This window comes from Marinobacter sp. HL-58 (assembly GCF_001314605.1).
In the GTDB taxonomy this organism is placed as follows: Bacteria; Pseudomonadota; Gammaproteobacteria; order Pseudomonadales; family Oleiphilaceae; genus Marinobacter.
This window is the reverse complement of record NZ_LIHP01000013.1, coordinates 126,749-139,061: the sequence shown is the minus strand read 5'-3', so window position 1 is coordinate 139,061 and position 12,313 is coordinate 126,749. Positions and strand designations below refer to the sequence as shown.

Sequence of the window (12,313 nt, the reverse complement as noted above, 5' to 3'; positions counted from 1 at the left end):
TCCACCTGGGACGATGAGCTCAACCAGTATGACGGTGGCGACGCCCTGGGTCAGGAAGACTTTGCCGGCAGCCAGTGGACCTTTGGTACCCAGATGGAAGTCTGGTTCTGATACTGACAAGCGTTTCTACTACAAAAACAAGGAGCTTTTATGAAACAGTGCAAACGACATCTTACTGCCCTGGCAGTGTCTGCCATCCTGTTGCCTGCTTCGGCTGTTAAAGCCGGTGAAGTCGAGGTTCTGCACTGGTGGACCGCCGGTGGTGAAGCCAGAGCCGCTGCCGCCCTGAAAGAAATGATGGAAAAACAGGGTCACAGCTGGAAAGATTTTGCAGTAGCCGGTGGTGGTGGGGAAGCCGCCATGACGGTCCTGAAAACCCGGGCCGTGTCCGGCAATCCCCCCGCGGCGGCCCAGATCAAGGGCCTGGACATTCGTGAGTGGGCAGAGCTTGGTTTCCTGACCAATCTGGACAGTGTTGCCGATTCTGAAAACTGGGACCGGCTCATTCCTCCCATGATCTCAGATGTCATGAAGTATGAAGGTGAATACGTGGCGGTACCCGTCAACGTGCACCGGGTGAACTGGCTATGGGTGAATCCGGAGGTTATGGAAGACGCTGGCGTTGAAATTCCGGCCACGCTGGAGGAGTTCTTCGAAGTTGCTGACACGCTCAAAGCCGAAGGCTACATTCCCCTGGCTCATGGGGGGCAGCCCTGGCAGGACGCAACGGTATTTGATGCCGTGGCCCTGGCGGAATTGGGTCCGGACGATTACCGCAAGGCGTTTGTGGACCACGACATGGATGTGATCAACAGCGAGAAAATGGAAACGGTTTTCTCGCAGTTCGCCAGGGTGATGAGTTATGTGGACGAGGACGCCGCTGGCCGTGACTGGAACACCGCAACCGGTATGGTAATCCGGGGTGAGGCGGCAATGCAGATCATGGGTGACTGGGCCAAGGGTGAGTTCAGTGCAGCGGACCTCACACCGGGTGAAGACTACCTGTGTGCGCCAGCACCGGGCACGGAAGGCCAGTTCACCTTTAACGTGGATTCCTTCGCCATGTTCAGCCTCACGGAAGAGGATGACATAAAGGCGCAGAAGGACCTGGCCCGTACCATTCTGGAGCCGGAGTTTCAGACCCTGTTCAACCAGAACAAGGGGTCCATCCCGGTTCGTACCGACATGGATATGGGCGATTTCGATACCTGTGCCCAGGCGTCGATGGAAACGTTCAGGTCCAGCGCCGAAGATGGCGGTCTGGTGCCGAGTTTCTCCCACGGGCTCGCCACCACCAGCTACATCCAGGGCCAGATCTTCGACGTGGTGACCAACTTCGTTAACGACAGAAACCCGGACCCGGCAAAAACCACGGACCAGTTGGCAGCTGCCATCCAGTCCGCACTGTAGTGCCGCATCAGGCCGCCCGGCGGGCGGCCTTCGGGTTTATTCGGGGGAACTCTCATGGAACACATTCAACGTCGCCCTGCCGGGGTGGCCAGGGCATCGTCTGGCCTGATGGATGGCCTGCAGCGCTGGTTGCCCAAGCTGGTGGTGGCGCCAACCTTTGTTCTGGTAGGCATCGGAATCTATGGCTACATGCTGTGGACCGGCGTGCTCTCCTTCACCAGCTCCAGCTTTCTGCCGAGTTACGATTTCATTGGCCTTGGTCAATACGCCAAGCTGATGGAGAGCGAGCGCTGGTTGGTGGCGTCAAAAAATCTCGCCATCTTCGGGGGGCTGTTTATAGTGAGCTGCCTGCTGATTGGAGTGGCGCTGGCCATATTTCTCGACCAGCGTATCCGTCAGGAAGGCGCGATTCGTACCATTTACCTGTACCCCATGGCACTGTCCATGATCGTGACGGGTACTGTCTGGCGGTGGATTCTGAACCCCCGCCTGGGGCTGGAAAAACTGATGCACGACTGGGGATGGACGTCGTTCAGTTTTGACTGGCTGGTGGATTCCGACCTTGCCATTTACACCATTGTTATGGCGGCGGTCTGGCAAGCGTCTGGTTTCGTCATGGCGTTGTTCCTGGCGGGCCTGCGGGGAGTGGATTCCTCAATCATTCGTGCTGCGCGGGTGGATGGCGCGAGCCTGCCGGTGATCTACTGCAGGATCATCCTGCCCTCCCTGCGACCAGTGTTTTTCAGTTCCGTTATGGTACTGGCCCATATCGCCATCAAGAGCTTTGACCTGGTCATGGCGATGACCGCCGGCGGCCCGGGTTACTCCACCGACCTGCCTGCGGTGTTCATGTATTCCCACACCTTTACCCGCGGCCAGATGGGCCTGGGCTCCGCCAGCGCCATGCTGATGCTCGGTGCCATTCTCGCATTGCTGGTGCCCTATCTGTATTCCGAACTGAGGGAGAAGCGCCATGACTGATGTGGTTCGTACCGGTTTCCGCCCCAGCCGGATCGCCATTTACGGAGTGTTGCTGTTGGCGTGCCTGGTGTACCTGATTCCGCTGATCATCATGCTGATCACCAGCTTCAAGACGCCTCTGGATATTCGTACCGGTAACCTGTTGGCATTACCCACTGACTGGACCGTGGTGGGATGGACCAAGGCCTGGTCAGAGGCCTGTACAGGAGTGCAATGCAACGGTGTGAGTGGTTACTTCTGGAACTCGTTCAAGATGACGGTACCCGCAGTGCTGATCTCGACGTTACTGGGTGCCTTCAACGGTTACGTGCTGTCCAAGTGGAAGTTCAAGGGCTCTGATCTGTTATTCGGCATGCTGCTGTTTGGCTGCTTTGTGCCGTTTCAGGTGGTGCTGCTGCCCATGGCCGCCACCCTGGGCAAGCTGGGCCTGGCCAATACCACCACCGGGCTGGTTCTGGTTCATGTGATCTACGGGGTGGCGTTTACTACTCTGTTTTTCCGCAACTATTACGTGGCGATACCCGATGCCCTGATCAAGGCCGCAAGGCTGGATGGCGCGGGGTTTTTTACCATCTTCTTTCGCATTCTGTTGCCACTGTCCACGCCGATTTTCATGGTGTCGCTGATCTGGCAGTTCACCCAGATCTGGAACGACTTCCTGTTTGGTGTGGTCTTCGCCAGCGGGGACAGCCAACCCATAACGGTGGCCCTGAATAATCTGGTGAACACCAGCACCGGGGTGAAGGAATACAACGTGGACATGGCCGCCGCCATGATCGCCGCCCTGCCAACGCTGGTGGTGTATATCGTGGCAGGCAAGTACTTCATACGCGGCCTGACGGCCGGCTCGGTTAAAGGGTAAAACAACAATGGCACAACTCGAACTGCGGGACATCCGCAAGACCTACGCAGGCGCCCTGGACGAGACGCTCAAGGGCATCAACATTGATATCGCATCCGGCGAGTTCCTGACCCTGGTCGGCCCGTCCGGGTGTGGTAAATCCACACTGATGAACAGCATCGCCGGCCTGGAAACCATTACCGGCGGATCGATTGTGGTGGACGGCGAGGACATATCCGGCATGGAGCCAAAGGATCGGGACATCGCCATGGTGTTCCAGTCCTATGCGCTGTATCCCACCATGTCCGTGCGGGAGAACATCGCCTTCGGCCTCAAGATTCGTGGCATGCCCAAAGAGGAAGTCCGACAGGAAGTGGAGCGCGTGGCCGACCTGCTGCAGATATCTCCTCTGCTGGACAAGAAGCCCTCGCGGCTTTCCGGCGGGCAGCAACAGCGGGTGGCCATGGGGCGTGCACTGGCACGCAGGCCGAAGATCTACCTGTTTGACGAGCCGCTGTCCAACCTGGACGCCAAGCTGCGGGTGGAAATGCGCACCGAGATCAAGAAGCTGCATCAGCGCCTGAGAACCACCATCGTCTACGTCACTCACGACCAGATAGAGGCCATGACACTGGCTGACCGGATTGCTGTCCTCAGGGACGGAGAATTGCAGCAACTGGGCACTCCCAAGGAAGTCTACGACACGCCGGAGAACCTGTTCGTCGCCAGTTTCATGGGGTCGCCTTCCATGAGCTTTATTGAAGTGGCCATAGACCGATCAGACACCGGGTTGTCCGTTACGCTTGAAGGAAGCGATGGCCGCAGACTGGCACTGCCAGTGCCGGCGTATCTTGAAAACTGGGTGGGCAAACGCGTGGTGCTTGGCATCCGCCCGGAACACATAAGCCAGCCTGACGAACAGAAAAGGGATAACCCGATGGTGGAAGAAGGCCGATTCACCGTGGAGGTCACTGAACCGACGGGCCCGGATGTGATCGCGGTTATTCGCCTGAACGGTATTGATGTGCAGTGCCGGCTGGACGCAGAACACCCGGTGGAGTGGGGCGAAGAGGCCGAACTGATGTTCGACATGAGAAAAGTCGTGTTCTTTGACCCCGAAAGCGAGAAGCGCATCCGTCCGCAATAACGGTTTCAGAAGCCCTTGTTCACAGCTGCTCCAGACGTGCCAGCAAATCATTGGCCCGCCGGAGCAGCGCCTCCCGCCTTTCCGGCTTCTGCTTGTCCCAGTTCCGGTACATCATGCCCATGCGGGGATTGTTGGCAAAATCATCCCGGTGACGGTCGATGAAATGCCAGTACAGCGAGTTGAACGGGCAGGCATCCTCCCCGGTGCTCTCGTTTACCTTGTAATGGCAGTTGCTGCAGTGGTCCGACATCCGCTGGATATACTTGCCACTGGCAGCATAGGGCTTCGAGCCCAGGTAACCGCCGTCTGCATGCATCACCATGCCCAGCACATTGGGCAGCTCCACCCAGTCGTAGGCATCGGCATACACTGCCAGGTACCAGTCGCAGATCTCCTCCGGCTTGACCCCGGCCAGCAGTGCAAAATTGCCGGTCACCATCAGCCGCTGGATGTGGTGGGCGTAGGCGTTGCGGCGGGTAGCGTCGATTGCCTTGTGCATGCAGCGCATCTTCGTCTCCCCGGTCCAGTAGAACCAGGGCAGGGCACGGGTATTGCCGAGGCGGTTTTCTTCCGCATACGCTGGCATGTTCAGCCAGTAGATCCCCCGCACAAATTCACGCCACCCCAGAATCTGCCGGATAAAACCCTCCACCGCATTAATGGGCGCACGCCCCGAATACCAGGCCCGGGCCGCCGCCTCGCAAACCGCCAGGGGATCCAGCAGCCCGCAGTTGATGTAAGGAGACAGAATGGAATGGAAAAGCCAGTCTTCGTCATCCGACATCGCATCCTGGAAGTCGCCGAAGCAAGGCAGGGCAAAATCGATAAAGTGATCCAGAGCCTGCTGTGCATCCTCCGGTGTCACCGCGAAATGAAAGTCCTCCGTGGTGCCAAAATGATCGGTAAAATGCGCCTCCACCAGTTCAATCACCTCGCGGGTAATGCCATCCGGCTCAACCCGAAACGGCGACGGAGCCGGCGGCTTGCCGGTCCACTTGCGGCGATTGTCGGCATCGAAATTCCATTGATCCCCTTCCGGCTTGCCCTCGGAAGTCATCAACAACCCGGTTTTTCGCCGCATTTCCCGGTAGAAGAACTCCATTCGCAGCTTTTTCCTCCCCTCGGCCCAGCTCGCGAACTCCTCTTTACTGGCAATAAAGCGCGTATCGGGACGAATCTCCACCGGCACCCCCAACCGCTCATGCCACTGGCTCACCTGCTCATGCAGACGCCACTCCCCGCACTCGGTGGTAATCACCCTCTCCGCCCCGGTCTGCTCGAGCTGACCGGCCACAACCGCCTCCAGGCTTTGGGCCTGGTTGTCCGGGTGGTAAGCCTGGTAGTGAACCTGCCAGCCATCGGCTTCAAGACGCTTCGCGAAATGGCGCATGGCGCTGAACAGCAGCACGATTTTCTTTTTGTGGTGATTGGTGTAGCTGGCCTCGTCATGGACCTCGGCCATCACTATCCGGTCCTGCTTTCGGTCAGCATCTTTCAGAGCGCTGATGTCCGTTGTTAATTGGTCGCCCAGAACCAGAATCAGATTAGCCATGGCAGATGTTGTACTCCACTTTTCAGTTGGCGGTCCTGCAAGGAGGTGAGGTGGGCGGAGGGGGTGTCCTGCCAAAATCGTGCGGAGCCATGGATGGCGGAGCCGAGCGTACAGGGACGTATTCACAGCGTATTTTGGCAGGACACCCCCTCCGCCCACCGGGTGTCAGGCACCAAATACTCCCCTAAAGGGGTAGCAAGAGTACGCCATCAGCTCAAGGGTGGTTCATCTCAGAGACTGGTAAACTGAAATCATCGGTCAGCTGACACGCATCAAAATGCGCAGCACCGGAATGCCATACCATGGCGCTGTTTCCCGGATGACCCCCGTTATTGATCCCAGAGCGTTTACTATGACTCCGACCGCCACACTGACATCTGCCGAATCCACACTGCCGGAATTTATCTGGGACGAAGCACTGATCCGCCGATACGACCTCAGCGGCCCGCGCTACACCTCCTACCCGACGGCAGTCGAATTCAACCAGAACTACCCGGTGGAAGAAATGGTCAAGGCCGCCGCCCGCAGCAAGGCCAGCGGGAGGCCACTGTCGCTCTACACACACCTGCCGTTCTGTGCGCACCTTTGCTACTACTGCGCCTGCAACAAAGTCATCACCAAAAAGCGCGACAAAGCCATGCCCTATGTGGAGCGCGTGCTGAAGGAAGCCGCCATCCAGTCCAGACTGTTTGGCCCGGACCGTCCCGTGCAGCAGCTGCACTGGGGTGGCGGCACGCCCACCTTCCTGCCCAAGGATGTCATGGAACACCTGATGGCCGGGTACGGGGAACTGTTCAACCTGCAGACCGGCGAAGACCGCGACTACAGCGTGGAAATCGACCCGCGGGAAGTGGACCAGGACACCCTGCCGACACTCTGGGACCTGGGGTTCAACCGCATCAGCCTGGGTGTGCAGGACGTAAACCCCAAGGTACAGAAAGCCGTCAACCGCATCCAGCCCCGGGAAATGACCGAGGCGGTGCTCAACGAAGCACGCCGGCTCGGTTTCCGTTCCATCAACCTGGACCTGATCTACGGCCTGCCGCACCAGACACCGGAGAGTTTTGCCGAAACCCTGGAAGCGGTCATCGAGATGTCGCCGGACCGGCTGTCGGTATTCAGTTACGCCCACCTGCCGGACCGCTTCTACCCGCAGACCCGGATTCTGGCGGATACCCTGCCCACGCCCCAGCAGAAGCTGACCATCCTGCACAACACCATCAATCGTTTGCTGGAAGCAGGGTACGAATACATCGGCATGGACCACTTCGCCAAGCCGGATGACAGCCTGGCGGTGGCCCAGCGGGAAGGCAGGCTGCACCGGAACTTCCAGGGTTACACCACCCATTCCGAATGTGACCTGGTTTCTCTCGGTGTTTCCGCAATAGGTCAGACCGACGATGCCTACTTCCAGAACAACCATGATCTGCCCTCCTGGGAAGCTTCGATCGATGCCGGGCAGTTGGCCATCACCAAGGGCGTCAACCTGACCCGTGACGATCGCATCCGCCGCTGGGTCATCGGCCAGCTGATCTGCCAGTTCCGGCTGGATCGCAAACTGTTCGCAGAAGTATGGCAGGAAGACCTGAACAGCTACTTTGCAGACGAACTGAGCCGCCTGAAGCCGATGGTTCAGGACGAGCTGATTGCCGATGATGGCAATGCACTGCAGGTCCAGCCCGCTGGTCGGCTTCTGATTCGTGCCATATGCCAGATCTTTGATCTGTACCGGAAGGAGGGTGCAAGCAAGCGGTTCTCCCGGATTATCTGACGTTTTCTGCTTTATCCGGACGCAAAAAGGGGCTGCCAGAACACTGGCAGCCCCTTTTTAGTTGCGGATACATTCAGCTGTAAGCGGGCACCCGGAACTCATTGGCAAGGTCCTGCAGTACCCGGGCCAGCCTTGCCTGTTCTCCGGTGACCTGGGTGATCTCCTGTGAGCCGGTCAGCGTCAGGATGGCGGCTTCACTGACAGATTCCATATTGCCCGCCAGTTCCCGGGTCACGGCTACCTGTTCTTCCGAAGCAGTGGCGATCTGGCTGGCCATATCCGAAATGCTGTTCACATCGGTAAGGATACCCGCGAACGTCTGCTCCAGCTCAGAGGCCTGATCGCTGGTGGCATTGGCCAGTTTGTGGCTTTCGGAGATCGACCGGCTGGCGCTGTCGGTAATGTCCCGGAAGCCGTTGATGATGTCTTCGATCTGGGTGGTGGATTCGTGGGTCTGTTTTGCCAGAGTACGAACCTCATCGGCAACCACGGCGAACCCGCGTCCGTGCTCACCTGCTCGGGCGGCCTCAATGGCAGCATTCAACGCCAGCAGGTTGGTCTGGTCAGCTACCTTGCGAATCACATCCACCACATCGCTGATGGTGCCGCTGCGAGCTTCCAGTTCCCGGATAACCTCATTGACCCGCTGGACCGATTCCGCCAGAGAGCGGATGCTCTGAACGCTGCCGTGCAGGACTTCCTCACCGGTTCGGCTCTTCTCCATGGCGCTTCTGGCGGCATCAGCTACCTGCTGGGTATTGCGGGAGATTTCCTCGGAGGTGGCAGACATCTCCTCCGTGGCTGCCGCCACCTGTTCGATCTGCTGTTGCTGGTTCTTCACCTGGTGCGAGTTCTGGCCGGCAGTAGAGCTGGTTTCCTCGGTTGCCGTCGCCAGTTGGACACTGGACTGGTCAATCTGCAGCAGGGCCTTGCCAAAATGTCCGAACAGATCGTTGATCGCCTTGCCGACAGTGCCCACTTCATCTTTGCTGGATATATCGATCTGGCGGGTCAGGTCCTTGTTATCCATGGCAAACTGGACACCACCCAGAAGACTTCTGATCTGCAGACTGATGGCTCTGATGATAAGGAGCATGAGAACCAGTACCGCCAGAACAGCGCCCGCGGCAATTACCGATGCCGAGATCAGATCCTTGCGGGCTTCGGTTACGCCACTTGTGGCCCGTGCACGGATTTCCGCCAGCATGGATTCGCGAATCCCGTTCAGGGTCTGTATTCGCCCGGTTGCTGTGGCAAACCAGTCCGGAGCATCCAGGGCATACATGCCGGATGGGCTGCTGAACAGCGTTTCACGCTGTTCCTCCAATGCCTGGCTGGCTGCCAAACCTGGCTGCTTTTCCAGGGTGTTGCGCAATGGGTGATCGGTGGGCAGCATTGCCAGAGCCAGATCAAAATAGGACTGTTGCTGACCACCCAGTTCTGCGATCCGGCGCACGGAGGGCAGGTCAAAATCGCCGCTGCGAATCAGTGAAGCGCCAGCTGCGCGCTCCCGGCCCGCCATCTCGGCAACTTCTGCAAGTGCGTAATAGGCGCTGACATCACGGGTCAGTTCCGGATCGGTGGATTGGCGGATAATAAGGGGAATGCGCTCAAGAAGCCCCATGATCAGCGCAGTATAGCGCTCAACTGATTCCCCGGAACTGATTCCCCGGCTATCCACGGAACGGCGCAGAGCGTCGAGATTATCCAGCCCCTGGCTCACAGATTTCAGGCTTGCTTCTACACTGGTATCGAATGATGTATCTGCAATCAGGGCATCGATACCGGATCTGTAACCAGACAGGCGGGTGTCCGTTTGTCGCCGCTGCTCAGCCAGATCCCTCTCAGCCTTGCGCGCTGCATCCGTACCCTGTCGACTGGCGAAGAAAACCGCACTCCTGCCGCGTTCTTTCTGCAGTGCTTCAGCCAGGGGATCTCCGGTTTCAGCAATCTCCACCATAGAGCGGAGTTGCTGCATGTCACTGAGCTTGCCGTAATTCAGTGCAATGCTCTCGGCTGCAAAGTAGAGGATAACCAGCAGCGCCGGCATCACCAGAGTGATGAGCTTGCCCCGCATGGAGAGGTTGTTGATAAGGTTCATGGCAATGCCTTGTCTGGTAGGAAACTGCGGCTATTATCCCGGCGCTTGCAGGGTGGATTCTATCGGCGTGACGAGGTAGGTGTAGAGGTAGTTGCAGGGCTGTAAGTTACTGTAATTAAATGTTAAGCCTCTGTTTTAACGGGGTAGGAAAAGGCAGTGAGGGATAGTGCGTAGAATACCTCCACGGAGGTATTCAGAAGACCGGATTTCGCATTCTGGGTGTGTCAGCGAACAGACCAGCACCTGGTGAAGGGTTATTCTGAGCCTGAAGTTGTCATCCAGCCACAAGAGGGAGAGATCATGAGCTTATTCAATGCCGATGAAATGAAAGGTAAATGGAAGCAGCAGGTTGGCAAGGCCAAGATGACCTGGGGCAAGCTGACGGAAGACGAGCTGCTGGAAGCCGAAGGCCGTGAGGAAAAGCTTACGGGGCTGGTTCAGGAACGTTATGCCATAACCCGTGAAGAGGCCAAAAAGCAGGTTAAAGAGTTCTTTAACAGCAAGTAGTCACTGTCTGCCAGGAAGTCCCGCTGACAAAGGTCAAGGCAGCACGGAGCCGTTCCCGCTAAGGTGCCGGCAACCCTTGCAGCGGAGAAAATCATGGAACTTGTCTGCCCGGCCGGTAGCCTTCCGGCCATGAAAACGGCTGTGGATAACGGCGCCGATGCGGTCTACTTCGGCTTTCGGGACAGTACCAATGCCCGTCAGTTTGCAGGCCTGAATTTCAACGACAAGCGCGCCGCTGAAGGCATCGACTATGCCCACCAGCGGGGCACCCGCGTTTTCTGTGCCATCAACACCTATCCTCAGCCCGAAGGCTGGGAAATGTGGAAAGGCGCTGTCGACCGTGCTGCCAGCCTGGGCGTCGATGCCATTATCCTCGCGGATATGGGCCTGCTGGACTATGCCGCCAACCGTCATCCCGATATTCCCCGCCATCTTTCCGTTCAGGGCTCTGCCACCAGTTACGAAGCCCTGTCTTTCTACAAGAACACCTTTGATATCCGCCGTGCCGTATTGCCCCGGGTTCTGTCCCTGGACCAGGTGCGTGGCGTGGCGAAGCACAGCCCGGTTGAGCTGGAGGTGTTTGCCTTTGGCAGCCTGTGCATCATGGCGGAAGGGCGGTGTTACCTGTCGTCCTATCTCACCGATGAATCACCCAATACCCGCGGAGCCTGTTCCCCCGCCAAAGCCGTGCGTTGGCAGGAAACGCCCCAGGGCCTGGAATCACGCCTGAACGACGTGCTGATTGACCGCTACGGCAAAGGGGAGTCGGCAGGTTACCCGACCCTGTGCAAAGGCCGGTTCGAGGTGGAGGGCAATGTTTACCATGCCATCGAGGAGCCGGTGAGCCTGAACACCCTGGACCTGTTGCCGGAACTGCAGGCGCTGGGAATCAGTGCCGTGAAAATCGAGGGTCGCCAGCGCAGCCCGGCCTATATTGCTGACGTGGCGCGCACCTGGCGTCACGCCCTGGACAACCTGGCGGCCAATCCGGGCATGTTTACTGTTGAGCCTCTATGGCGCAATACCCTCTCTGGTCTTTCCGAGGGTGGTCTGACTACCCTGGGTGCCTATCATCGCAAATGGAAATAAGGTTTCAGCAGCCATGATGAAGCTATCCCTGGGGCCGATCCTCTGGTTCTGGTCCAAACAAACCGTTTTCGATTTCTACGCCAATGCCGCCGAGTGGCCGGTGGACACCATCTACCTGGGGGAAGCCGTGTGTTCCCGCCGGCGCGAGCTGAAGCCCGACGACTGGTTCGACCTGGCCCGCGACCTGAAAGCCTGCGGCAAGGAGGTGGTGCTATCCACCCAGACGCTGATTGAATCCGAAGCGGATTTGAGGCGCCTGCGCCGGATCTGCGACCAGAACGAATTCATGGTGGAGGCCAATGACCAGAGCGCCCTGCAGGTGGCGATCCGGAACGGTATTCCTTTTGTCACCGGCCCGTCCATGAACATCTACAACGTGGCTACACTCAGGGTACTGGCGAAGCAGGGCCTGAAGGGCTGGAACCTGCCGGTGGAGCTGGGCCGGGAAACCCTGGATCAGCTCATCAGGGGGCTGAAAGAAGAGGGCCTGGACTTGCCAGCCGAAGTGTTTGCCTGGGGGTTCCTGCCTTTGGCCTGGTCCTCGCGCTGCTTTACCGCGCGCCATTACAACCTGCCCAAGGACAACTGCGAGTTCCGATGCATTGAGCACCCGGACGGCATGGAACTGCGTTCCCGGGAGTCCCAGGAGCTGTTCCGGCTGAATGGTATCTCCACACTCTCTGGTTCGCGCTACGACCTGATGCGGGAGTTACCGGATATGGAGCGCATGGGCGTGTCTACCGTCCGTCTGAGCCCGGAGCATCTGGGTATGGATGAGGTGGTCAAACGCTTCGATCAGGTTCGCCGTGGTGAGGTACCGGCCACCGATCCGCTGCAGTTGGTGGAGGCGCCACCCTGCAACGGATACTGGTACGGCAAGCCGGGGATGGAACTGGTCGGCGTCTGAATCGTAC

The 12,313-nt window shown here is 58.4% G+C and carries 10 protein-coding genes; 8 read left to right on the top strand and 2 right to left on the bottom strand.

Annotated elements, in window-relative coordinates; all coding sequences use genetic code 11:
• Positions 1–150: 150 nt before the first annotated feature.
• From HLUCCO03_RS12350 to HLUCCO03_RS12335, 4 genes are read left to right on the top strand one after another with little or no spacing between them, the layout of a single operon-like run.
• On the top strand, positions 151–1,410 hold the full coding sequence (locus HLUCCO03_RS12350) for an ABC transporter substrate-binding protein (protein WP_027833092.1): 1,260 nt from the start codon (positions 151–153) through the stop codon (positions 1,408–1,410).
• 54 nt (positions 1,411–1,464) lie between these two features.
• Complete coding sequence (locus HLUCCO03_RS12345; protein WP_036197696.1) at positions 1,465–2,391, top strand: carbohydrate ABC transporter permease; 927 nt, start codon at positions 1,465–1,467, stop codon at positions 2,389–2,391.
• Positions 2,384–3,253, top strand: coding sequence for a carbohydrate ABC transporter permease (locus tag HLUCCO03_RS12340; protein WP_027833090.1), 870 nt, complete (start codon positions 2,384–2,386; stop codon positions 3,251–3,253). Before HLUCCO03_RS12345 ends, HLUCCO03_RS12340 begins: the two co-directional genes overlap by 8 nt.
• Positions 3,254–3,260: 7 nt before the next feature.
• Positions 3,261–4,379, top strand: coding sequence for an ABC transporter ATP-binding protein (locus HLUCCO03_RS12335; protein WP_027833089.1), 1,119 nt, complete (start codon positions 3,261–3,263; stop codon positions 4,377–4,379).
• A gap of 19 nt (positions 4,380–4,398) precedes the next feature.
• Here the strand turns inward: HLUCCO03_RS12335 and HLUCCO03_RS12330 are convergent, their stop codons facing one another.
• A complete protein-coding gene (locus HLUCCO03_RS12330; protein ID WP_027833088.1) occupies positions 4,399–5,931 on the bottom strand; it encodes a cryptochrome/photolyase family protein in 1,533 nt (510 codons plus the stop codon).
• 352 nt (positions 5,932–6,283) lie between these two features.
• Between HLUCCO03_RS12330 and hemN the strand changes: the two genes are divergently transcribed.
• Positions 6,284–7,702 carry an oxygen-independent coproporphyrinogen III oxidase gene (gene hemN, locus HLUCCO03_RS12325; RefSeq protein ID WP_027833087.1) on the top strand — a complete coding sequence of 473 codons (1,419 nt, stop codon included), beginning with the start codon at positions 6,284–6,286 and terminating at the stop codon, positions 7,700–7,702.
• Positions 7,703–7,775: 73 nt separating this feature from the next.
• Here the strand turns inward: hemN and HLUCCO03_RS12320 are convergent, their stop codons facing one another.
• A complete protein-coding gene (locus HLUCCO03_RS12320; RefSeq protein WP_027833086.1) occupies positions 7,776–9,803 on the bottom strand; it encodes a nitrate- and nitrite sensing domain-containing protein in 2,028 nt (675 codons plus the stop codon).
• Positions 9,804–10,103: 300 nt separating this feature from the next.
• On the opposite strand from HLUCCO03_RS12320, the gene HLUCCO03_RS12315 reads away from it, so the two are divergent.
• The 3 genes from HLUCCO03_RS12315 (at position 10,104) to HLUCCO03_RS12305 (ending at position 12,306) form a co-directional block, all read left to right on the top strand.
• On the top strand, positions 10,104–10,310 hold the full coding sequence (locus HLUCCO03_RS12315) for a CsbD family protein (RefSeq protein WP_027833085.1): 207 nt from the start codon (positions 10,104–10,106) through the stop codon (positions 10,308–10,310).
• Positions 10,311–10,403: 93 nt separating this feature from the next.
• Complete coding sequence (locus tag HLUCCO03_RS12310) at positions 10,404–11,399, top strand: peptidase U32 family protein (protein ID WP_027833084.1); 996 nt, start codon at positions 10,404–10,406, stop codon at positions 11,397–11,399.
• 13 nt (positions 11,400–11,412) lie between these two features.
• Positions 11,413–12,306, top strand: a complete 894-nt coding sequence (locus HLUCCO03_RS12305; protein WP_027833083.1) for a U32 family peptidase — start codon at positions 11,413–11,415, stop codon at positions 12,304–12,306.
• Positions 12,307–12,313 lie beyond the last annotated feature (7 nt).